Below are 22,820 nucleotides of genomic sequence, written 5' to 3' on the forward strand. Positions count from 1 at the left end.
GTCTAGATGAAATCGAGCCGTCCTTATATCGCCCGAGCGCTTTACGAATGGCTGGTGGATAATGAGCTGACCCCCCATCTGGTGGTGGATGCCACCCAGCCGGGTGTCGAGGTGCCGCGCCAATTCGTCCAGAACGGCCAAATCGTTTTGAACGTCGCGCCGACGGCGGTGCGCGACCTGTTCATGGAAAATCAGGCTGTCGGCTTTAACGCCCGGTTTGGCGGTCAGCCGATGCAGGTCATGATTCCCACGCCGGCGCTCATCGCCATCTATGCCCGTGAAAACGGGGCTGGGATGGTCTTCGGTCACGAACCGGAACTGACCTCGCTGGAAGAGGAGGAGCCGCTTGACGAGTCGCCTGCCCCTGGCAAGCCGACGCTTTCGGTGACCGATCCGACCCCTGATGCGGAGCCATCGTCGAATAACACGCCGCCGGACGTGTCTGACGATGCAGCCAAGGGTCAATCAGGCGGCAAGAAAAAGCCCTCGCTGCGTGTGGTGAAGTAGTCGTTTCTTAAGCACTGCGTTACCAGTGGATATAAAAAACCTCGCTGTCATGCAGCGAGGTTTTTTTGCCTAGCGCGTGGCGTCAGTCGATATATTCGAAGACTTTGACGATGCGTTGCACCCCCGCCACGTTGGAGACCGCGTTGACAATGCGATCCGCTTCCCCTCGGGTCACCATGCCCATGATGTAGACGCTGGCGTTTTCGGTGGTCACCTTGAGTTTCGAGGAATCGATGCTGTCGTTGGTGGCTAGCCGGCTGATCACGTTGCTGGTCAACCAGGTGTCGGTGAGGCGCTGGGTGGAGGGCAGGCGGGCGGCTACCGTCAGTTCGTTGTACACGTCGTTGACGCCGCGCAGGTCAGCGGTGACGTTTTCTGCCATGTCCCGCAGCTCTTCGCTGGGCACTTGGCCCACCAGCAGCACTGTGCCGTTGAAGCTGTGCGGGCGAATTCTTGCATCGCCCAGGCGTCCGTCAGCCCGCTCCAGCGCGTGCCCGACTTCCCGTTCGATGGTGGCGTCTACGGCCGCCACGTCTTCGCTACGCTGGCCGTAGTGGGATGAATCAACTCGGGTGTCGGTTGCACAGCCGGCCAGCAGGACGCTTGCACCCAGGGTGGCCGCCATTAGCAGGCGGGATAGACGCGACGAGGAAAGTGATAAGCTCATCATAAACAGGTTCCTTTTCATTGACGACGCAGCGGGGCTAGCCGCCGAAGAGTTGCTCATCGATTAGATCGCACAAACAGTGAATGGCCAGCAGGTGAACCTCCTGAATGCGTGCAGTAGAGGTGGCGGGAACGCGAATTTCGCAGTCGTCCTGGCCTAGCAGCGAGGCCATGTCGCCGCCGTCCCGGCCGGTGAGGGCCACTACCGTCATCTCGCGGTCATGGGCGGCCTGGATGGCCTGAACGATATTGGCCGAATTGCCGCTTGTCGAGATCGCCAGAAGGATATCGCCGGGTTGGCCCAGCGCCCTGATCTGCTTGGAGAAAACTTCGTTGTAGGTATAGTCGTTGGCGATTGAGGTAAGCGTTGAAGTGTCCGTGGTCAGCGCCAGCGCCGGCAGGCTTGGCCGTTCACGCTCAAAGCGGTTGAGCAGCTCGGAGGAGAAGTGCTGGCTGTCGCCAGCACTGCCGCCGTTGCCGCAGGCGAGAATTTTTCCTTCGCTCACCAGACACTGCACCATCATCTGGCTGGCGACTTCGATGAAAGGCGGCAGCACCTCGCTGGCATAGGTTTTGGTATCGATGCTGGCGTTGAAATGACCCAGTATGCGTGATTGAAAGTCCATTAGGGCTTCCTGATTGTGAATTCAAAAGGCGTCAAACGCGGCTTTCACCCACTCGATGTCGACATCAGGGGGCGTGCCGGTCATGGCGACAACATCAAAACGGCACGGTACAGGGTGACGCAACGCGGCCAAGTATAACCGTGCGGCGCGTATCAGTCGCTGCTGTTTCTGAACCGTCACCGACTCAAGTGGGTGTCCATGGCGACTTGATTTGCGGTGTTTGACCTCGACAAAGACCAGAATATCCGCATCCTGCATGATCAGGTCAAGCTCGCCGCCCTTGACGTGGTGGTTGCTGGCGATCAAGCGCAGCCCATGCTGCTGGAGCCATTGAGCAGCTAGCTGCTCAATGGCCTGGCCGCGGGCGCGTGCGGTTTTCGGGCTAGTCGCCATTGCGCTCGTCGTTGTCGGCTTGGTTCCCTTGCGTATCGCCCAGCAGGCCGGGGATCAGAATCGGCGAAGGGACACCGTTCTGGAACTTGGCCCAGGGAAGCTCGCGATAAATCCGTCCGTCGCTGGTGAGAAACAGTTTGCCGGTGCTGCCGTCGAAGCCTTGCAGTTGGGAAAAGTCCGACAGCCGGGTGGCGATTTCGTAGGCATCGACGCCCATGGCCATCAGCCGGAACATGGAGGCATCGGACTCTTCGCGCAGGCGCTGGTAGCTTGCGTAGAAGGGTAGTACCTCTTCGCCACCCACGGCGGCGTCGGGGATCTGCCAGGGAATATCCATGAACATGACATCGTTGAGATCCTGGTCAAGACGTATCTGGCGGGCCCCGTCGTGGAGATGAGAGGTCGCGTAGACGGGCAGATCCTGAGCGTAGTAGTAGTCCATGGTCGGTGGTACCTGGCGCGCGTATTCAGGCAGCGCGAGGAGGAAGAGGGCGTCGATATCATCAAGCCGGGCGCGTTCGCCGCGCACGTTTAGGGCGGTCTTTACCGCGTCGGAAACGGGGTTGCCCGGGTTGTAGCGCACTGCATTGGTGATATCGCCGCCTTGGCGCTGCCACTGATTCCAGAATGCTTCGCCTACGCGCTGCCCCCAGTCGTTGTCCGGCACCATCAGCGCCATCCGGCGGTGGCCATCCTGCCAGGCGCGACGGGCGGCCTGACGCGCTTCATCCTCGGCGGACAGGCCGTACTGGAAAAGCCGCTTTGCCTGGTTGCGCTCGCTGCTGCCGTAGTTGAGCGCCAGGGTGGGCACCGGCACGCTATCGCGTTGCTCGAGCTGGGTGACCTGTTCCTTGCTGAGTGGGCCAATCATGACCTGGGCGTTCATTTGCTGGACGCGGTCGTAAAGCTCGTCAAGCGAATATTGTGTGGCATCGAGGAAACTCAGCTGCACGTCATCGCCCTGGATGTCATGATGGCGACGCATGGCCGACGCGAGGGCCTCGGCCAGGTTGCTGAGGGCACCGGATTCGGGCAGTGCCACGGCGATCCGATTGATTGTCTCGCCTTCGAGTTCGGGTAGCGCAAAACGCTCGGGATCGGGCTTGTCGAGGGTCTCGCGTGCCCAGCGCTGGCGGTCTTCAAGGGTACGCTGGGCACGCGAGGGCATGGGCAGCTCGTCGTCAAGCACCTGGGTGGCGCGCAGTACGCTGTGGGGGTCGTCGAGTGCGCGAGCCAGCTCAGAAAACAGCAGCGCCCAGCGTACCCGATCTGACTCGGGCAGTGCCTGCTCGTCGATATTCCCGGCAGTCTCGAAGGCATCCTCACGCTCACCCTGACGGGCAAGGATGTCGGCCGCCTCGAGGCGCGTCATGGCTGCCTGTTCGGGCACCTGTTCCTCTGCCTGGCGGAGCAGTTGGCCGGGGTCTCGGTCGGGGGCCCGGTCGACAACGCTGGGAGACTGCGTCGCACAGCCCGCAACGAGAAGCGCCATGAGCGTAGCGGCGAGAAAGCCACGTAATGACTGTTTCATGTATCCTTCCTTAGTTTCCATTTGCGCCATCGCTGCTTGTCAACGATTTGACGGCTTCTGCACAAGCATAGCGTACCGAGGGGCAAGCCATTGACGAATTGGGAGTCACGATGACACAGACACCACCGGGAACATTGTACGTGGTCGCCACGCCGATTGGGAATCTGGATGACCTATCCGCCCGCGCGATTCGGCTGCTTGGCGGCGTCGCGCGAGTTGCCGCCGAGGATACCCGCCACAGCGCACGCCTATTGTCTCATCTGGGCTTGAACAAGCCGATGCTTTCCTTGCACGAACACAATGAAGCGCGACGGATTGACACCCTGGATCGTTACCTCGCTGAAGGCGAGGATATTGCCTTGATCAGCGATGCGGGCACCCCCTTGATCAGCGACCCCGGCTTTGTCCTGGTTCGCGAGTTGCGAGCCCGCAACCGCCACATCGTGCCCGTGCCAGGCCCCTGTGCCCTGATTACCGCGCTCTCCGGGGCGGGGCTACCAACCGATCGTTTCGTGTTCGGCGGCTTTCTGCCCGCCAAACCGGGGGCGCGCCGCCAGGCACTGGAGGGCTGGAAGACCCGCGAAGAGACGCTGGTGTTCTATGAATCCCCACACCGTATCGTGCATACCCTCGAGGCGCTCAATGAGCAGCTGGCCGAGCGCGACGTGGTATTGGCTCGCGAGTTGACCAAGACGTTTGAAACCTTTCTCCATGGGTCGCCAGCGTCCTTGCTTGCGCAACTGGCCGATGACCCCAATCAGGCGCGCGGCGAATTTGTGGTGATTGTCGCCGGTGCTCCCCCGGCGGTGCAAAGCAAGCAGCAGGCGATTGACGCGGATACCCTGCTCGACGCCCTGCTGGCCGAAGGGGTCGGCGTCAAGCAGGCGGCCGGGGTGGCCGCGCGCTTGTTCGGCGGCCGCAAGCAAACCTGGTATGCCCGGCTGCAGGCAATCAAAGGCGAGCATTGAGGCGAACGTAAGGCGCTGGTATGCTTGCCGCCGGAGTTGGCCAGACAGTCGCCGCTGACACCCCTCAAAAGGGGTCGGGGGAGGAAAGTCCGGGCTCCACAGGGCAGAGTGCCAGGTAACGCCTGGGCGGCGTGAGCCGACGGAAAGTGCAGCAGAGAGTAGACCGCCTACGCCTTTCGAGGCCGGTAAGGGTGAAAGGGTGCGGTAAGAGCGCACCGCGCGCCTGGCAACAGTGCGTGGCAAGGTAAACCCCACTCGGAGCAAGACCAAATAGGGATCCAATGGCGTGGCCCGCGCTGGGTTCGGGTAGGTTGCTTGAGCGCTGGGGTAACGCAGCGCCTAGAGGAATGACTGTCCACGACAGAACCCGGCTTATCGGCCGACTCCCCATCCACAAGGGCATGCCCCGGCATGCCCGCTTAATATCCTGTGAGTGTACTATGCCGTCACCTGACGTCGATCAGGCTAGCGCCCATTTCGAGCATACCAGCGTGCTACTGGACGGTGCCGTCGATGCCCTCGTGCATCAACCCGGTGGCGTGTACCTCGACGGCACCTTTGGTCGCGGCGGGCACTCGCGGGCGATTCTTTCACGCCTGAATGAAGCAGGGCGCTTGATTGCCCTTGACCGGGACCCTCAGGCCGTTGCCGCCGCCGCAGAGATTACTGATGCCCGTTTTAGGATGGTTCAGCGCGATTTCGCACGCCTGGCCGAAGTAGCCTACGAGCAAGGGGTGCACGGCAAGCTGGCCGGTATCCTGCTGGATGTGGGTGTTTCCTCGCCGCAACTGGACGACCCCGAGCGTGGTTTCAGCTTCATGCGTAACGGACCGCTGGACATGCGCATGGATCCCACCCAGGGAGAAAGCGCCGCCGACTTCCTCGCCCATGCCAGCGAGTCAACCATTGCGCAGGTGTTTAAATCCTACGGCGAAGAACGTTTTGGGAAACGGCTGGCGCGGGCGGTGGTGAACCGGCGCAGCGAAAGACCCTTTACGCATACCGTCGATCTGGCCGAGGTGTTGAAAGCGGCGCACCCCGCCTGGGAGAAAGGCCGGCATCCCGCCACCAAGGCCTTTCAGGGGCTGCGCATTTACCTGAACGGTGAGCTGGAGCAGTTGGATGCCGCCCTTGAGGCGGCGCTTGAGGCCCTGGCGCCGGGCGGCCACCTGGTGGTGATTAGCTTTCATTCACTGGAAGACCGCCGCGTAAAGCGGTTCATTCGCCATCACGTCCGGGGCGATACGCATTTGCCACGCGGCGTGCCGATTCGCGATGACCAGCTGAACCGTCGTCTCGAAGCGCTGGGCAAGGGAAGACGGCCGGGTGACGACGAAGTAACCGATAATCCACGTGCCCGCAGCGCGGTCATGCGAGCGGCGCGTAAACGAGTGTGATCAGGTCATCATGAGCATGGAGCAACTTGATCGTTGGCTGTCCACGTTGCAGGCCGAGTGGCCTTTTACCTTTCGCCTGAAGCCCTGGCCGGTAGCGTTCAGCTTTATGTTTATGGCTTGCCTGGCCACGGCGTTCTGCGTTGTCGTCACCACCCACGCCACGCGTGTACAGTATGCTCAGCTGCAGCAGTTGGAGCAGGAGGAGAATCAGCTCAACACCGAATGGGGCCAACTGCTCCTTGAAGAAGGTGCCTGGTCGACGCCCGCCCGGATCGAGCAGATTGCCACCCAGCGCCTGGGCATGCGTATTCCCGACGTCAACGACGTCGAGGTCATCCGGCCATGAGCTTTCAGCGCCGAGGCGTCAGCTCGCGCCAAGCCCCCGTCGCGCCGCCTCTGCCGGGAGGACGGTTTTTCTTTGTTCTGCTGATGATTGCCATCGCTTCGGCCATCCTGATAGGCCGTATTACCCTGCTTCAGGTCATTGACCGTCCGTTTTTGCAGAGTCAGGGCGACGCCCGCACGCTGCGCAACGAGACGATTCCCGCCCATCGGGGTATGATTACCGACCGCAACGGCGAACCACTGGCCATTTCGACGCCTGTCGTGACTCTATGGGCCAATCCTCAGGAGCTTCCCGACGACGCCATCCAGCGCATCGTATTGGCCCAGGCGCTGGGCATGTCGTTGGAGGCTTTCGAAGCCCGGGTGGCGCGCTACAGTGAACACGAGTTCATGTATCTGCGCCGTCAGATGACCCCCGAGGCTGCCCAGCGCATCCTCGACTTGCGCACGCCCGGTGTCTACCCCCAGCGCGAGTACAAACGCTATTATCCCGCCGGTGAGGTGGCCGCTCAGCTGCTCGGTGTGACCAACGTTGATGATGTGGGGCAGGAAGGTCTTGAGCTTGCCTATCAGCCACATCTGGCCGGCCATCCCGGCCAACGGCGTATTCTCAAGGATCGCCGGGGGCGGCTGGTCAGGGAGCTTGACGTGATCCGCGAAGCTCAGCCAGGTGGTGACCTGACGCTCTCGATCGATCAGCGGCTGCAGTACATGGCCTATCGTGAGCTGCGCTCGGCGGTTGCCGAAAACGACGCCGATGGTGGCATACTGGTCATGATGGACGCGCACAGCGGTGAAGTGCTGGCCATGGCCAATTTGCCGTCTTACAACCCCAACAATCGCGCCGGGCTCGATCCGCGAGGGCTGCGTAATCAAGCGCTGGTTGACGTCTTTGAGCCCGGCTCGGTGATGAAACCGCTGGCCATGTCGGCGGTGCTGGAAAGTGACGGGTTTGATCGACACACCGTCGTGGATACGTCGCCGGGCTGGATGCGTATCGATGGGTACACGATCCGCGATTTTCGTAATTACGGCGAGCTGGATCTGGCGGGTATTCTGGAAAAGTCGTCCAATATTGGTATGTCTCGCCTTGCCCTTGAGCTCGATGACACGGCGATCTGGGAAAAGTACCGGCAGCTTGGCCTTGGTCAAAGTACCGAAACGGGGTTCCCCGGGGAAGCCACCGGCCACTTGCCTTCACCGATACGCCTGTCGCGCAGCGAACGGGCTGCACTTTCCTATGGCTATGGCGTGTCCGTGTCGGCTGTCCAGTTGGCAAGTGCGTATACCGCCATTGCCAACGAAGGCACCCGCATACCGCCGTCCCTGTTACGCTTGTCCTCTCCCCCCGAGGGAACGCCGGCAATGCAGCCCAGCGTGGCCAATGACCTGTTGCATATTCTGGAAGACTCGGTGGCTGCCTATACCGGGGGGCGTCGCGCACGGGTGGAAGGCTACCGCGTGGGTGGCAAGACCGGCACCGTGCGTAAGTCCGGTGAGGGAGGCTACGCCAAGGATGCTTACCGGAGCGTGTTTGCCGGCATTGCGCCGATTTCGGATCCGCGTATTGTTACAGTGGTCATGATCGATCACCCGAAAGCCGGCGAATTCTACGGTGGCGCCGTGGCCGCGCCGGTGTTTTCGAGCGTGACCGGCAATGCGCTGCGGCTGTTGGATGTGCCCCCCGATCATGAAGTTGAATAGTGGGAAGGAGATTGCATGACGCTCAGCCCGAATGAGGTAAGACACGCCTTGACCAAGGTGTGGCCCGCCGGTGAGTTACCCCGTGAGCTGCCGGCGTTGCCCGAGCGCTTCGAGATTACCAGCGATTCGCGTCAGATCACGCCTGGCGATATTTTTGTAGCCGTCCCCGGCAGTCGCTTTGATGGTCGCGACTTTATCGACAAGGCGCTAGAGGCAGGGGCCGGACTGGTACTTGCCCATGCCGGGGAGGGTGACGTGACGCTCAGCGGCCGGGTGCTTGAGCTGCCGTACCTGACCCGTCGACTGGGAGAGCTTGGGCGAGCGCTCTTCCAGCAGCCTGATGGCCCGATGGTGATTGGCGTGACGGGCACCAACGGCAAGAGCTCGGTGACGCATTATATCGCTGCGTTGAGCGACGCGTTGGGCACGCCTGCCGGGGTCATCGGCACCCTGGGCGTTGGACGGCTGGGGGCGCTACGCGATTCGGGGCTGACCACGCCAGGGGCGCTTGCCATGCATGCGGCGCTGGGCGGGTTGGCGCACCAGGGCGTGCAGCGCGTCGCGCTTGAAGTCTCCTCCCATGCCCTTGACCAATCCCGGCTGGACGGCGTGGATATCACCACAGGGGTGTTCACCAACCTGAGCCGCGACCACCTGGATTACCACGGCAGCATGGCCGCTTATGCTGCGGCCAAGGCCAAGCTGTTCCGGCGCACAGAGCTTGAGCTTGCGGTCATGAATGGTGATGATCCGCTGGTTCGCCTGATGCTGGCCGGCTGTGATAGCGGCGTGCGCGTGCTGGCAACGGGAGGCGACGAGGCCGTCACGCTGCGCGTCGTGGGCTGGCACCCCCACAGCCAGGGGCAGGAGGCGTTGATTGCCACCCCTGAAGGTGAAAAAACGCTTTCGCTGGCGCTCATGGGGCGCTTTAACCTGGATAACGTGTTGCTGGCGATGGCGACCCTGCATGGGCTTGGCGAGCCGCTGGACGACTTGTTCGACGCCGCAGCGTCGCTTTCGCCGGTGTCCGGGCGCATGGAAGGCTACCGTCAGGCGGGCGCGCCAAGTGTTGTGGTCGACTATGCCCACACGCCGGACGCGCTCGACAATGCCTTGCGCGCGCTGGCGGGGCACGCGGGTCGTTTGTGGTGTGTGTTTGGCTGCGGCGGTGAGCGCGATACCGGCAAGCGCGCGGAGATGGCCCGCGTGGCAGAAACCCACGCCGACAGCGTGATCGTGACCGATGATAATCCCCGGGGGGAGGCGGCCGAGGAGATCCGTCAGGCGATTCTGGCAGGCTTCAGCGCCAAGGCGCAGCCGCTGGAAATACCGCAACGCGCTGAGGCAATTGCTTACGCGGTTCGCCAGGCCGAACCTGGCGATGTCATTCTGGTGGCAGGCAAGGGCCACGAGCCCTACCAGGAAATAAACGGGGTTCGCCACCCCTACCACGATGGCGAGGCGGTGCGAGCCGCCTTCGCCGCTCGCGAGGCGCGCTGAATGGACTGGACGCTAGGTCGTGTGGCCGATGCGCTTGCCATCGAGTCACCGTCTGCATTAGCGGCTACGCCGCTCAGCGGTGTGGTCACCGACACCCGTGACATGGTGCCCGGCGGGCTGTTTGTGGCGCTCAAGGGGCCACGGTTCGACGGCCACGATATGCTGGAAGACGCCCGCCAGGCGGGCGCCGTAGCGGCGCTGGTGGAGGCGCCGGTTGATAGTCCACTGCCGCAACTGGTGTGCCCGGATACTCGCCTGGGTCTGGGGTTGCTGGCCTCAGCCGCGCGTGACGCCTGGCCGGGGCCGATGGTGGCGGTAACCGGCAACAGTGGCAAGACCACGGTAAAGGAAATCACCGCCGCCTTGCTTGAACCCCTGGGCGCCGTTCACGCCACGCGTGGCAATCTGAATAATGATATTGGTGCGCCGCTTACCCTGTTGGCCCTGACCGCCATTCATCAGGCCGCCGTGGTCGAGTTAGGCGCCAATCATCTGGGCGAGATTGCCTGGACGACGCGCCTGGCGCGCCCCGGGGTGGCGGTCATTACCAACGTGACCGGTGCCCACGTGGGTGAATTTGGCGGGATGGGGCAGATTGCCCAGGCCAAGGGCGAGCTACTGAGCGGTTTGCAGCCCGATGGGGTGGCGATTTTGAACCGCGATGATCGTTACTTTTCCTACTGGCGCGCCTGTGCGGCGCCGCGCCGTGTCATCAGCTACAGCGTTGAGGGGCCGGCGGATATCTGCGCCCAAGCGCTTTCCTGTGACGCCCAAGGGCGTTATGCTTTCACGCTTGTTTATCAAGGCCACTCCCTGGGTCGGGTACAGCTACCGCTGCTGGGCAGGCATAATGTCAGCAACGCCCTGGCGGCGGCGGCGGCGGCACTCACCCTTAATGTGAATGCCGCGCAGGTAGTAGAGCGATTAACGCGCTTGACGGCGTTGCCCAACCGGCTGAGCGTTCTACCGGGGCTACGCGGCGCAAGCCTGCTTAACGACACCTACAACGCCAATCCCGGGGCGGTAAAAGCCGCCCTGGACACTCTGGTTAGCCTGCCTGGCCCCCACTGGTGCGCGCTGGGTGCCATGGGCGAACTGGGTGACGCGGCCCAGGAACTGCATGCGGAGATTGGCCGGTACGCGGCCCAACTGGGTATCGAGATGCTGGTTACCCTAGGCGACGCCGCGCGGCCGGCCAGCGAAGCATTTGATGGTGGACTGCATTTTAATGATCACGCGACGCTCGTGCGTCATCTTCACAATACGTTGCCGCCCCATGCCAGCTTGCTGGTCAAAGGGTCGCGCAGTGCAGGCATGGAACACATTGTCACCGCCCTGCGCACGGATGAAATAAGGTAAACGCCGTTCATGTTACTTCACCTGGCGAATTTTCTTGCGCAGTATCAATCTGCCTTTCAGGTCTTCAACTATTTAACGCTGCGGGTGATTCTGGCCGCCCTGACGGCACTGTTCCTGTGTCTGTGGCTGGGCCCGTGGGTGATCAGGCGTCTGGTTGAAGGTCAGATTGGTCAGGCGGTGCGCGATGATGGCCCCCAGTCGCATCTTTCCAAGGCCGGTACGCCTACCATGGGCGGCGCAATGATTTTGATGGCCATATCGATCAGCACCCTCGTCTGGGGGGATCTGACCAATCACTACGTCTGGGTGGTGCTGGGGGTGACCCTCGGTTTCGGCGCCATCGGCTGGATAGACGACTACCGCAAAGTCGTCGAGAAAAACCCCCGAGGGCTCCCCGCGCGCTGGAAATATTTCTGGCAGTCGGTGGTGGGCTTGGGTGCCGCCGTGATTCTGTACCTCACCGCTGCCTCGGCGGTGGAAACCAGTCTGTTGATCCCGACGCTCAAGGACGTTGCCATTCCCCTGGGCGTCTTTTATATCCTGTTGACCTATCTGGTTATCGTCGGCAGTTCCAACGCGGTCAACCTGACCGATGGCCTTGACGGCCTGGCCATCATGCCGACCGTGCTCGTTGCCATGGGGCTGGCGGTATTTGCCTATGCCGGGGGCAATACCCTGTTTGCCGACTACCTGCACATACCCTTCATTGCTGGAACCGGCGAGCTGGCGGTGTTTTGCGCCACGATAGCGGGGGCAGGGCTGGGCTTTCTATGGTTCAACACCTATCCTGCACAGGTGTTCATGGGCGATGTGGGGGCGCTGGCGCTGGGTGCGGCGCTGGGTGTCGTCGCGGTTATCGTCCGCCAGGAAATCGTACTGTTCATCATGGGCGGGATTTTCGTCCTCGAAACCGTTTCGGTCATTCTGCAGGTCGGCTCCTACAAGTTGACGGGGCGCCGCATCTTCCGGATGGCGCCATTGCACCACCATTATGAGTTGAAAGGCTGGCCCGAACCGCGCGTGATCGTGCGCTTCTGGATCATTACCGTCGTGCTGGTGCTGTTGGGACTAGCAACGCTCAAGGTGCGTTAAGCATCTAACACTTTCTTTCTTTTAATACCGTCGGGCCTTTAGCGGCCCGGTGTAAGGGAGCCGGGATGGTTCGCGTTCCACCAGGAATGACGTTAGTAGTGGGGCTGGGGATTTCCGGGCGAGCGATATGTCGCCATCTGACGCGCCAGGGAGAGCCCTTCATGGTGGCCGATACCCGCGAGCAGCCACCCGGGCTTGAGGCGTTCTGCAACGATCACCCCGAGGTGGCCGTGCATTGTGGTTCGCTTGAAGCGCTGAATCTTGAGGCTGCGGAAGAAGTCGTGGTCAGCCCGGGCGTCGACCCCTCTCACCCCGTGCTGGCGCCGCTGGCTGCGCAGCTCAATCCACGCACCGGCGAGCCTCGCCTAGTGGGCGAAATGGCACTTTTCGTGCGCGCCACTTCCGCTCCGATTGCCGCCATCACCGGCTCCAACGCCAAGTCCAGCGTGACCACCTTGCTTGGGCAGATGGCCCAGGCGTCGGGCATCAACGCTGCCGTGGGCGGCAACCTGGGAACCGCCGCGCTGGATCTTCTGTTACAGCAGCCCGACGCTGAGCTGTTCGTTCTTGAACTCTCCAGCTTCCAACTGGAAACAACGCCTCGCCTTGGCGCGAAGGTGGCGGCGTTTTTAAACCTCTCTGAAGACCACCTGGATCGACACGGCGACATGCTGGGCTACCGCAACGCCAAACAGGGCATTTTTCGTGGCGCTCAGCATGCCGTCGTCAATGCGGATGATCCGCTTACCTTTCCCGCTCAGCCGGTATCTGACCTCACGCGTTTCGGCCACCAGCCGCCCAGCGGCAACGACTGGGGGCTTGCGCAGGAGCAGGGGCGGTTGACGCTGATGCACGGAGCGACGCCCTGGCTCGGCGCTGACGAGCTGGCGATGATTGGCCAGCATCATTACCTCAATGCGCTAGCCGCCCTGGCCATGGGAGACGTGCTGGGGTTTTCCAGGCAAGCGATGTGTGACGCGGTCAAAGCCTTTACGGGCTTGCCCCATCGCAGCGAGTTGATTGGTAAGCTTAATGGGGTTCGCTGGGTAAATGACAGCAAGGGCACCAATGTGGGCGCGACATTGGCGGCCATCGAAGGTATTGGCGCCGATTTGCAAGGGCGCCTGATTCTGCTTGCGGGCGGGGTCGGCAAAGGGGCTGACTTTTCCCCTCTGGTGCCACCGTTGAGCCGGTCGGCACGCTGCGCGCTGCTGTTCGGCCAGGATGCACCGCAGTTGGAAGGGGCGCTGGCGAGGCATGTCGAAACGCGCACCCTGGCGACGCTGGAGCGTGCCATGGAAGCGGCTTACGCGCTCGCCGAGCCCGGGGATTGCGTTCTGCTTTCGCCAGCCTGTGCCAGTCTGGACCAATTTGCCAACTATCAGGCAAGAGGTGATGTTTTTCGACGCTGGGTAGAAGACAAGGCCCGGCAAATCGGTGAGGCCACCGCATGAAACGCTTACACAGCCTGCGCCAGAAAGTGTCGACACAGGGAATGTCCTGCGATGTCTGGTTGATCATGGTCGCCGTTGCCCTGGCCGGGTTTGGCTGGGTGATGGTGAGTTCCGCCTCGGTTGGGCTATTGGACGATAGTTATCATTACGCCCAGCAGCATGCACTGTTTTTACTGCTGGCAGTCCTGGCCTGTGTGTTTATGCTGTGTATCCCATTAGAGGTTTGGCGCCAGAACGCCGGGCTGATCCTGCTAGTGAGTATTGGGCTACTGACGCTGGTACTGTTCATCGGTCAGGAAATCAACGGCAGCAAGCGCTGGATCGCCCTGCCCGGGCCGCTACCCAGTCTACAGGTGTCAGAATTTGCCAAAATTGGCCTGATTCTTTATATGGCGGCCTTTATGTCGCGTTTCGCTTACGATCTCCGGCGCAAGCCGTTCAGCATGTGGCGGCCGCTCGCCGTGCTGGCCGTGCCAGCGGGCCTGTTATTTCTGGCGCCCGACTTTGGCGGCATGGTGGTGTTCACCGTCTGTGTGATCGGCATGCTGATGATGGCGGGGGCGTCGCTCACCCTGCTGGTCGGCAGTGGCAGTCTGCTGGCTACCGGGGCGGTGATGATGGTGGCACTGGAGCCCTATCGTCTGGCGCGCTGGACCAGTTTTCTTGATCCCTGGGCTGACCAGTTTGCCACCGGGTATCAGTTGACCCAGGCGCTGATTGCTTTTGGCCGCGGCCATGTAACCGGCACCGGGCTCGGCAACAGCGTGCAGAAGTTGCATTACCTACCCGAAGCCCACACCGACTTCATCTTTGCGGTGGTCGCTGAAGAGCTTGGCATGTTGGGCGCGATTACCGTGGTGTTATTATTTACCTTGTTAATTTCAAGGGCCATGTGGGTGGGGCGCCGCGCCGAGCTGTCTGGTCACCTGTTCGGTGCCTACGTCAGCTATGGTATCGGCTTTATTATCGCCGCTCAGGCCTTCATCAACATGGCGGTGAGTTCCGGACTGTTGCCTACCAAGGGGTTGACGCTGCCGCTGATGAGCTACGGCGGCTCAAGCTTGCTGGTGACGGGCGTGATGATAGGCTTGCTGCTGCGTACCGATGCGGAAACGCGGCATCTTCCCAAGCGTGCTCCGACACCCTACCGGTCTCGTCGTGAACCGCGCCTTTCATCATCAAGGTAAGGAGTTGCCTGTGACACAACCGACGCGCCGAGTGCTGATCATGGCAGGAGGAACCGGGGGCCACGTGATGCCTGCTCTATCGTTGGCACGCGCCTTGCTCGCGCAGCAGGTCGAGGTCGAGTGGCTGGGCAGCCCCAGGGGGATCGAAAACCAGCTGGTGCCCGAGGCGGGCATTACGCTGCATACCATTGCCGTATCAGGGCTGCGCGGCAACGGCCTGGCCGGCTGGCTGAAGGCGCCGCTGAATCTGACGCGTGCGGTTCAACAGGCGCGTCGGGTCATGCAAGGCTTCAAGCCGCAGGTGGTGGTCGGCCTGGGAGGTTTTGCCAGCGGCCCAGGCGGCCTTGCCGCCAAGACCCTGGGTATTCCGCTGGTGATTCATGAACAAAACGCGGTCGCCGGGTTGACCAACAGGGTGCTGTCGCGCCTCGCTACGCGCACCTATGCGGCCTTTCCCCAGGCGTTCGGCCCGCGTGCCGACGTAATCGGCAACCCGGTTCGTGATGACATCATTCCGTTGGGCAATACCCCGCGCACGGCGGCGAGCATGGCGTCCCGCCGGCTCAGGCTGCTGGTGGTAGGCGGGTCGCTGGGCGCGGTCGCCCTTAACGAACGCCTGCCGGCCGCGCTGGCCAGCCTGCCGGTTTCCCAGCGCCCGGACGTATGGCACCAGGCTGGCAAGGCACGCGATGCCGATACCGCCACGCTGTATAGCGCGCAGGGCGTAGAAGCCCTGGTCGAGCCCTTTATCGACGACATGGCGGGCGCTTATGACTGGGCCGACCTGGTGGTTTGTCGTGCCGGTGCGTTAACCGTTGCCGAGCTGGCTGCGGCGGCCAAGCCCGCCTTGCTGGTGCCTTTTCCGTTTGCCGTTGACGATCACCAGCGGGTCAATGCCCAGGTGCTCGTCGAGGCGGGAGCGGCGCTGTGCATTGTGCAGACCGAGCTGAGCGTCGAACGTCTAGGCCAGGAGCTGGCCAATCTTTTAACGCCTGACACCCTGGCAGCGATGGCGGCGAATGCGCGCCAGGCGGCCCATCTGGACGCGACTCAGCGCCTGGTCGCCGGGTGTCTGGCTGTCATACCGCAAGGAGAGACTGCGTGACCCACTCTGAAACCAAGGCGGCGCCTTCTTCAGCCGTCCCCAGTGGCCCAGGCATGCGCCGTATTCGGCGCATTCACTTCGTCGGCATTGGCGGCGCTGGCATGTGCGGCATTGCCGAGGTGCTGGCCAATCAGGGCTACGCCGTCAGCGGCAGCGACTTAAAGCCTTCGCCGGTCACCGAGCGGTTGGGTCAATGCGGCGTCCGCATATCGATCGGTCATGCGGAAGCGCACGTCTCCGGCGCCGATGTGGTGGTGGTGTCGAGCGCCATCGACCCGACCAATCCGGAAATTCGCTGGGCCCACGACCATCGCGTGCCGGTGGTGCGCCGTGCGGAAATGCTCGCCGAGCTGATGCGTTTTCGTCACGGTATCGCGGTGGCGGGCACCCATGGCAAGACCACCACGACCAGCTTGACGGCCACGCTTCTGGCCGAGGGCGGCCTGGACCCGACCTTCGTCATCGGCGGCAAGTTGACCAGTGCCGGCACCAATGCACGCCTGGGCGAGGGGGATTACCTGGTGGCGGAGGCCGATGAATCGGATGCCTCCTTCCTGCACTTGCAGCCGATGATGTCCATCGTCACCAACATCGATGCCGATCATATGGCCACCTACGGCGGCGATTTTTCGCGCCTCAAGAGTACCTTTGTCGAGTTTCTGCACAACCTGCCTTTTTACGGGCTGGCGGTGCTGTGTATCGATGACGCCAACGTTCGTGAATTGAGTGAGCAGGTCAAGCGTCAGTTTGTTACCTACGGTTTCGACGAGGATGCTGACTACCGCATCACCGATTTCGAACAGCAGGGCGGCGAGGTCACCTTTACCGCGCTGCGTCCGGGCGGTGCCGATCCCTTGCCTATTAGGCTGGCAATGCCTGGCCGCCATAATGCGCTCAATGCCATGGCGGCGATCGTTGTGGCCACGGATGCTGGCGTCAGCGACGCGGCGATTACGCGCGGGCTGGCCGGTTTTGCCGGGGTTGGTCGTCGCTTCCAGGTACACGGCCATTACCCGATGGCTGCCGGCGGTGACGTCATGCTGGTGGATGATTACGGCCATCACCCGCGGGAGGTGGACATGGTCATTCAGGCGGTGCGCGCGGGTTGGCCTGACCGACGGCTGGTGATGCTCTATCAGCCGCATCGCTACAGCCGCACACGTGACCTGTACGAGGATTTCGTACGCGTGCTTTCCCAGGTCGACACGCTGGTGTTGCTCGACGTTTACAGCGCGGGGGAGTCGGTGATACCCGGCGCCGAAGGACGTACGCTGGCAGGCTCCATTCGTCAGCGGGGCGAGGTCGACCCGCTTTTTGTGGAACACAAGCACGAATTGCCTGGCCTGCTGAACCATGTGCTGCGCCCCGGCGATATTCTCATTACCCAGGGGGCGGGTGACATAGGGGGTATTTCGCTGCGCTTGGCGCAAGCGCGGATGGCGTTGAATGAGGTGGTGCTGTGAGTGAAGCGAACGCTCAACCCGTGTCGCTCGAGCGGGTCGTGGTAGTCTACGGCGGTCACTCTGCCGAGCGTGACGTGTCATTGAAGAGCGGGGCCGCGATTATTGCCGCCCTGCAGCGTCAGGGCGTTAATGTACAGGGTTATGATCCCCGTGAGGGTGGATTGGTCGGGCTTGAAAAGCTGGCCCCGACAGCCGTTTTCGTGGCGCTGCACGGGCGCGGTGGCGAGGACGGCACCTTGCAGGGCGCGCTGGAGCTGTTGGGCATTCCCTATACGGGCAGTGGCGTTCTGGCGTCGGCGCTCGGCATGGACAAGCAGCGTACCAAGCAGGTGTGGCATGCGCTGGGGTTGCCAACCCCCGAAAGCATCATGCTGCATGCCCAGGCTGACTGGGCAGGTGTGGTGGAGCAGCTTGGCCTGCCGCTAGTGGTCAAGCCCGTGCACGAAGGTTCGACGCTGGGCATCAACATCGTCGACGATCAGGCCGCCCTGGAAGCGGCCTATCACGATGCGGCGAGGTTCGATGCGCGGGTCATGGCGGAGCGGTTCATTCAGGGCGATGAATACACGGTCAGCCTGCTGGACGGTCAAGCCTTGCCCGCTATCCGCGTTGAGGTGCCGGGCGGTTTCTATGACTACGAAGCCAAATACTTGACTGATACCACCGAGTACCACCTGCCCTGCGGGCTGTCCCAGGACGATGAAGCCATACTGGCCACGCTCTGCCAGCAAGCGTTTGACGCTATTGGCGGGGTGGGCTGGGGCCGCGTTGACGTCATGCGCGACGGTGAAGGGCGCTTTTGGCTACTGGAAGTCAATACCGTCCCAGGGATGACCGATCACAGCCTGGTGCCCCAGTCCGCAGCCCATGCCGGCATTGAGTTTGACCCGCTTGTCATGCGCATTTTGCAGACGGCCGGTCATCGGACGGCCGGTCATCGGACGGCCGGTCAGCAGAGTGACCCATGAAACAGCGCCAGGCCTGGTTGGGTGGCTTGATGTTGGGCCTGCTGTTGGTTGCCGGTGGGCAAGCACTCTGGCTGTGGCTTGACCGGCCCATCGAGCGCGTGTCGATTCGCGGCGACTGGGACTATGTCGATGCGGACTACTTGCGCACGCAGCTGGCGCCCGTGGTCGAGGATAGCCAGTGGTTATCCGCCGATCTGGGCGCGTTAAGGCAGCAGGCGCTGCGCATTGGCTGGCTGAATGAAGTCCGTATCACACGCGAATGGCCCAATGCGCTGGTTTTTGAGCTGGTTGAGCAGACCCCGGTCGCCCGCTGGAACGATGACTTCCTGCTCAATGAGGCCGGAGAGCCCTTTGCCTTTGCGCCGTTAGTCGTGCCCCAGGGCTTGCCCGACATGGCAGGCCCGGCGGGCAGCAGCCAAGAAGTACTGGATTACTATCACCAATTGACGCCGCATTTTGCCCAGATGGGCTTGCGTTTAACCCAACTGCGTTTAGAACCGCGCGGTGCTTGGCGATTGCAGTTAAACGACAGCGTCTGGGTGATGCTGGGACGGCGTCAGCACGAAGTTCGACTGGCGCGTTTAAGTGCTTCCTGGCAGCGTGAGTTGAGTGATTTAAGTGAGCGTATTCGCTATATCGATTTACGTTATCCAAACGGCGTCGCCGTGGCCTGGCATGGTGAAAGTGAATTTGATGTGCAAGAAGAGTAACCAATCGAAGAGCCGGTGTTTAAAGCGGTAAAGTAAGCAGTCGCTGTCGGTGAAATCCACGTCAGCGGGGTTTTATTTATGTGTTATGGCGACTATCGTGATATTTGGCTAGTCGTATTGCGCCGATTGTTTCTATACTATGGGCCTATCAGGCATCATATAAGCCGATTTCTTTGATTAAACTCGCTATTGCCCAAGCAAAGGCAAATGTTGGCACTGTTTTAATGTGTGCCAAGCAACATAGAGCGTTAATTGTATTTTATTTAAGGTGACAAGGAGATTTCCCGACTCATGGCAGGCTCACCCAACGCATCCAACATGGTGGTCGGGCTGGACATCGGAACGTCCAAGGTCGTCGCAATCGTCGGTCAGCCAACCGATGACGGCGGCATCGAAATCGCAGGCATTGGCTCACACCCGTCGCGGGGCATGAAACGCGGCGTGGTGATCAATATTGAATCCACCGTCCAGTCGATCCAGCGCGCCGTTGAAGAAGCGGAGCTGATGGCAGGGTGCGATATTCATTCGGTGTACGTGGGCGTTGCCGGCAGTCATATCAAATCGATGAATTCCGATGGGGTTGTCGCGATCAAGGAACGCGAAGTGACGCCTTCGGATATTGATCGGGTGATTGATTCGGCACGGGCAAGAGCCGTTTCGGAAGGCCAGCGCGTGCTGCACGTACTGCCTCAGGAATTCTCGATCGACGCCCAGGGCGGTATTCGCGAGCCGCTAGGTATGTCCGGGGTTCGCCTTGAGGCCCAGGTGCATTTGGTCACCGCGGCGCTTAACGCGGTACAGAACATCGAGAAGTGCGTGCGTCGTTGCGGTCTGGATGTGGATGCCATCATCCTTGAGCAGCTGGCGTCCAGCATGGCGGTGCTGACGGAAGACGAGCGCGAACTCGGCGTGTGCATGGTCGATATCGGCGGCGGCACTACCGATATGGCCATCTTTACCGAGGGGGCCATTCGTCACACGGCGGTGATTCCGATTGCCGGTGATCAGGTCACCAACGACATCGCCATGGCGCTGCGCACGCCGACGCAACACGCCGAAGAAATAAAAGTAAAATACGCCTGCGCGCTGACTCAGCTGGCCGCAAGCGACGAAATGATCAAGGTGCCTAGCGTGGGCGACAGGCCGGCCCGGGATCTTTCCCGCCAGGCCTTGGCCGAAGTGGTCGAGCCCCGCTACGAAGAACTGTTTACGCTGGTCAGGGACGAGCTGCGGCGCAGCGGCTATGAGGATATGGTCGCGGCGGGTGTGGTACTGACTGGCGGTACGTCACGCATGGAAGGCGTGGGCGAGCTGGCGGAAGAGATTTTTCACATGCCGGTTCGTATTGCGTGTCCGCAAAATGTTAAAGGGTTGTCAGACGTGGTACGTAATCCCATCTATGCAACGGGCGTTGGTTTACTGCATTATGCACTGCAGGAAACTCGCCACGGGCATGGTCGAGAAAGCCAAGGGGGAGTGATCCCCGTGCATAAGGGGCGTGCTGACGTCTCCCGGCGTGACGTCAAGGATGGCAGTGCAGCGCTGGCAAGAATCAAAGGCTGGTTCAAAGGAAATTTCTGACAGGGCCGCAAGCGCGGTTCAGGAGACGGGGCTTATGTTCGAATTGGTAGATAGCGCACCCTCGAGCAGTGCGGTCATCAAAGTGGTTGGCGTTGGCGGCGGTGGCGGCAACGCTGTCAATCACATGGTCGAAAGCAACATTGAAGGCGTCGAGTTTATCTGCGCCAACACCGATGCGCAGGCGTTGAAACGCGTGTCTGCGAAGACGGTTCTGCAGCTGGGTGGCGAGATCACCAAAGGCCTGGGCGCGGGAGCCAATCCCGACGTCGGCCGTCAAGCCGCGATGGAAGATCGGGAGCGTATTGCCGAGCTTCTCAACGGGGCTGATATGGTGTTCATCACCGCCGGTATGGGCGGCGGTACCGGTACCGGCGGTGCGCCCGTGGTCGCCCAGGTGGCCAAGGAGCTGGGCATTCTGACGGTCGCGGTGGTCACGCGTCCTTTCCCGTTCGAAGGGCCCAAGCGTATGCGTGCCGCCGAAGAGGGCATGAAGGAGCTCTCCGAGCATGTCGACTCGCTCATTACCATTCCCAATGAAAAGCTTCTTTCGGTACTGGGTAAAAACGCGACCTTGTTGACTGCCTTCAGCGCGGCCAACGATGTGCTGCTGGGTGCCGTTCAGGGTATCGCCGAGCTGATCACCAGCCCGGGCATTATCAACGTCGACTTTGCCGACGTGCGCACGGTGATGTCGGAGATGGGCATGGCAATGATGGGCACCGGCGGTGCCACCGGTGAAAATCGCGCCCGCGAAGCCGCTGAAAAGGCCATCCGCAGCCCGCTGCTGGAAGACATCGATCTGCACGGCGCCCGCGGCATCCTGGTCAACATCACGGCAGGCCCCGACCTATCGATTGGCGAATTCAACGACGTGGGCGCCACGGTTCAGGAGTTTGCCTCGCAGGAAGCCACGATCGTGGTGGGAACTTCCATCGACATGGAAATGTCCGACGAGCTGCGCGTGACGGTCGTGGCCGCCGGCCTGGACGGCAGCCAGCCGAAGGCAGCCGCTCGCGAGCCGGCTCGGCGTACCGCTGATACCTCCTCTGATTATCGCAAGCTTCAGCAGCCGACCGTCATGCGTCAGCAGGCGAATAACCGAGCCGAGGCAGCCGAAAGTGCGCCGGCGCGCCCTGAAAAACGTCGTGCTGCGGATGCCGACGATTATCTGGACATCCCAGCGTTTCTACGCCGCCAAGCGGACTGAAGCAACATCAAACAGGTTCACTGCTTCCGGCAAACGAGAGTTTTATTGGTTAAAACCCTCGTTTGCTGTTAGAGTGAACACTGTTTGATAACCTTCATCCCTCGCGGTTACCCGTCATCAGAGTTCGACCACTGCCCATGATCAGACAACGCACCCTACAGAATGTCATTCGCGCCACCGGAGTAGGTTTACACTCGGGGAAAAAAGTCCATTTGGCTTTGCGTCCGGCACCCGCCAATACGGGGATTGTGTTTGTCAGAACCGACCTGGACCCAGTGGTCCATGTGCCTGCGCGCGCAGAACTTGTCGAAGATACCAAGCTGTGCACTGCGCTCAGCTATCAGGGCGTCAAGGTGGCCACGGTCGAGCATCTGATGTCGGCGTTTGCCGGGTTGGGCATTGATAATGCGTACGTTGATGTCAGCGCGCCTGAAGTACCGATCATGGATGGTAGTGCAAGCCCGTTCGTCTTCCTGATTCAATCGGCGGGCATCCTCGAGCAGGAAGCGGCCAAGAAATTTATCCGCATCAAGCGTCCGGTCAGCGTGATCGAAGACGATAAAGAGGCGACGTTCCTTCCTCACCAAGGATTCAAGGTCTCGTTTGCTATCGACTTTGATCATCCGGTGTTCGACCAGCAGAAGCAAACGGCACTGATCGATTTCTCGACCACCTCTTTCGTGAAAGAAGTCTCCCGGGCGCGTACCTTTGGCTTTATGCGGGATCTGGAATTCCTGCGTTCCAATAATCTGGCACTGGGCGGCAGTCTGGATAACGCGATCGTGGTGGATGACTACCGGATCGTCAATGAAGGCGGGCTGCGGTACGAAGACGAATTCGTCAAGCACAAGGTGCTGGACGCCATTGGCGATCTTTATCAGCTTGGATATAGCCTGATTGGTGAGTTCCGCGGCGTAAAGTCAGGCCATGCCTTGAATAATCAGCTGTGCCGCGAGCTGATGGCGCAGCCGGATGCCTTTGAAATCGTCACGTTCGAGGAAGAAAAGGCCGTTGCCCCGATTTCCTACGCTGCCCCCGCCATGGCGTGATTGCCGGG

21 protein-coding genes and 1 other RNA gene are annotated in these 22,820 nt (G+C 61.3%); 18 read left to right on the forward strand and 4 right to left on the reverse strand.

What is annotated here, in order from left to right:
- Nucleotides 1-6 precede the first annotated feature (6 nt).
- On the forward strand, nt 7-507 hold the full coding sequence (locus QC815_RS03265; protein ID WP_230446633.1) for a ClpXP protease specificity-enhancing factor: 501 nt from the start codon (nt 7-9) through the stop codon (nt 505-507).
- A gap of 82 nt (nt 508-589) precedes the next feature.
- Here QC815_RS03265 and QC815_RS03270 read toward each other — a convergent pair whose 3' ends face one another.
- From QC815_RS03270 to QC815_RS03285, 4 genes are read right to left on the reverse strand one after another with little or no spacing between them, the layout of a single operon-like run.
- Nucleotides 590-1,174, reverse strand: a complete 585-nt coding sequence (locus QC815_RS03270; RefSeq protein ID WP_230446896.1) for a BON domain-containing protein — start codon at nt 1,172-1,174, stop codon at nt 590-592.
- Nucleotides 1,175-1,211: 37 nt separating this feature from the next.
- Nucleotides 1,212-1,799, reverse strand: a complete 588-nt coding sequence (locus tag QC815_RS03275) for a phosphoheptose isomerase (RefSeq protein WP_230446634.1) — start codon at nt 1,797-1,799, stop codon at nt 1,212-1,214.
- A gap of 21 nt (nt 1,800-1,820) precedes the next feature.
- Nucleotides 1,821-2,192 carry a YraN family protein gene (locus QC815_RS03280; protein WP_230446635.1) on the reverse strand — a complete coding sequence of 124 codons (372 nt, stop codon included), beginning with the start codon at nt 2,190-2,192 and terminating at the stop codon, nt 1,821-1,823.
- On the reverse strand, nt 2,182-3,723 hold the full coding sequence (locus QC815_RS03285) for a penicillin-binding protein activator (RefSeq protein ID WP_230446636.1): 1,542 nt from the start codon (nt 3,721-3,723) through the stop codon (nt 2,182-2,184). Before QC815_RS03285 ends, QC815_RS03280 begins: the two co-directional genes overlap by 11 nt.
- Nucleotides 3,724-3,833: 110 nt before the next feature.
- On the opposite strand from QC815_RS03285, the gene rsmI reads away from it, so the two are divergent.
- The 17 genes from rsmI (at nt 3,834) to lpxC (ending at nt 22,812) form a co-directional block, all read left to right on the forward strand.
- Nucleotides 3,834-4,691: a 16S rRNA (cytidine(1402)-2'-O)-methyltransferase gene (gene rsmI, locus QC815_RS03290; RefSeq protein WP_309766945.1), complete on the forward strand. Its 858-nt coding sequence runs from the start codon at nt 3,834-3,836 to the stop codon at nt 4,689-4,691.
- A gap of 32 nt (nt 4,692-4,723) precedes the next feature.
- Nucleotides 4,724-5,082: RNase P RNA component class A (rnpB, locus tag QC815_RS03295), an RNA gene on the forward strand.
- Nucleotides 5,083-5,131: 49 nt separating this feature from the next.
- Nucleotides 5,132-6,088, forward strand: a complete 957-nt coding sequence (gene rsmH / locus QC815_RS03300; RefSeq protein ID WP_230446638.1) for a 16S rRNA (cytosine(1402)-N(4))-methyltransferase RsmH — start codon at nt 5,132-5,134, stop codon at nt 6,086-6,088.
- A gap of 10 nt (nt 6,089-6,098) precedes the next feature.
- Entirely contained in the window at nt 6,099-6,434 is a 336-nt protein-coding gene (ftsL, locus tag QC815_RS03305; RefSeq protein ID WP_230446639.1) for a cell division protein FtsL, read from the forward strand.
- Nucleotides 6,431-8,137, forward strand: coding sequence for a peptidoglycan D,D-transpeptidase FtsI family protein (locus QC815_RS03310; protein ID WP_230446640.1), 1,707 nt, complete (start codon nt 6,431-6,433; stop codon nt 8,135-8,137). The genes ftsL and QC815_RS03310 overlap by 4 nt, the downstream gene beginning before the upstream one ends.
- Nucleotides 8,138-8,152: 15 nt before the next feature.
- Nucleotides 8,153-9,637, forward strand: coding sequence for a UDP-N-acetylmuramoyl-L-alanyl-D-glutamate--2,6-diaminopimelate ligase (locus tag QC815_RS03315; RefSeq protein ID WP_230446641.1), 1,485 nt, complete (start codon nt 8,153-8,155; stop codon nt 9,635-9,637).
- A complete protein-coding gene (locus tag QC815_RS03320; RefSeq protein WP_230446642.1) occupies nt 9,638-10,996 on the forward strand; it encodes a UDP-N-acetylmuramoyl-tripeptide--D-alanyl-D-alanine ligase in 1,359 nt (452 codons plus the stop codon).
- Between the two features lie 9 nt (nt 10,997-11,005).
- Nucleotides 11,006-12,088, forward strand: coding sequence for a phospho-N-acetylmuramoyl-pentapeptide-transferase (gene mraY / locus QC815_RS03325; RefSeq protein ID WP_230446643.1), 1,083 nt, complete (start codon nt 11,006-11,008; stop codon nt 12,086-12,088).
- A gap of 65 nt (nt 12,089-12,153) precedes the next feature.
- Entirely contained in the window at nt 12,154-13,542 is a 1,389-nt protein-coding gene (gene murD / locus QC815_RS03330; protein ID WP_230446644.1) for a UDP-N-acetylmuramoyl-L-alanine--D-glutamate ligase, read from the forward strand.
- Nucleotides 13,539-14,729: a putative lipid II flippase FtsW gene (gene ftsW / locus QC815_RS03335; RefSeq protein WP_230446645.1), complete on the forward strand. Its 1,191-nt coding sequence runs from the start codon at nt 13,539-13,541 to the stop codon at nt 14,727-14,729. The genes murD and ftsW overlap by 4 nt, the downstream gene beginning before the upstream one ends.
- A 10-nt stretch (nt 14,730-14,739) precedes the next feature.
- Entirely contained in the window at nt 14,740-15,834 is a 1,095-nt protein-coding gene (murG, locus tag QC815_RS03340) for an undecaprenyldiphospho-muramoylpentapeptide beta-N-acetylglucosaminyltransferase (RefSeq protein WP_309766948.1), read from the forward strand.
- A gap of 53 nt (nt 15,835-15,887) precedes the next feature.
- The gene (murC, locus tag QC815_RS03345) at nt 15,888-17,297 is read left to right on the forward strand and encodes a UDP-N-acetylmuramate--L-alanine ligase (RefSeq protein ID WP_309767071.1); all 1,410 of its coding nucleotides are present in this window, start codon (nt 15,888-15,890) and stop codon (nt 17,295-17,297) included.
- Nucleotides 17,294-18,265, forward strand: coding sequence for a D-alanine--D-alanine ligase (locus QC815_RS03350; protein WP_230446646.1), 972 nt, complete (start codon nt 17,294-17,296; stop codon nt 18,263-18,265). The genes murC and QC815_RS03350 overlap by 4 nt, the downstream gene beginning before the upstream one ends.
- Nucleotides 18,262-18,975, forward strand: coding sequence for a cell division protein FtsQ/DivIB (locus tag QC815_RS03355; RefSeq protein ID WP_230446647.1), 714 nt, complete (start codon nt 18,262-18,264; stop codon nt 18,973-18,975). The genes QC815_RS03350 and QC815_RS03355 overlap by 4 nt, the downstream gene beginning before the upstream one ends.
- A gap of 291 nt (nt 18,976-19,266) precedes the next feature.
- Nucleotides 19,267-20,556, forward strand: coding sequence for a cell division protein FtsA (ftsA, locus tag QC815_RS03360; protein WP_230446648.1), 1,290 nt, complete (start codon nt 19,267-19,269; stop codon nt 20,554-20,556).
- 34 nt (nt 20,557-20,590) lie between these two features.
- Nucleotides 20,591-21,763 carry a cell division protein FtsZ gene (gene ftsZ, locus QC815_RS03365; RefSeq protein ID WP_230446649.1) on the forward strand — a complete coding sequence of 391 codons (1,173 nt, stop codon included), beginning with the start codon at nt 20,591-20,593 and terminating at the stop codon, nt 21,761-21,763.
- A 137-nt stretch (nt 21,764-21,900) separates the two neighbouring features.
- Nucleotides 21,901-22,812 (forward strand): UDP-3-O-acyl-N-acetylglucosamine deacetylase, encoded by a 912-nt coding sequence (gene lpxC / locus QC815_RS03370; protein ID WP_230446650.1) that lies wholly within the window; start codon nt 21,901-21,903, stop codon nt 22,810-22,812.
- Nucleotides 22,813-22,820: the final 8 nt, after the last annotated feature.

It is taken from the genome of Vreelandella gomseomensis (genome assembly GCF_031451645.1).
GTDB lineage: Bacteria > Pseudomonadota > Gammaproteobacteria > Pseudomonadales > Halomonadaceae > Vreelandella > Vreelandella gomseomensis.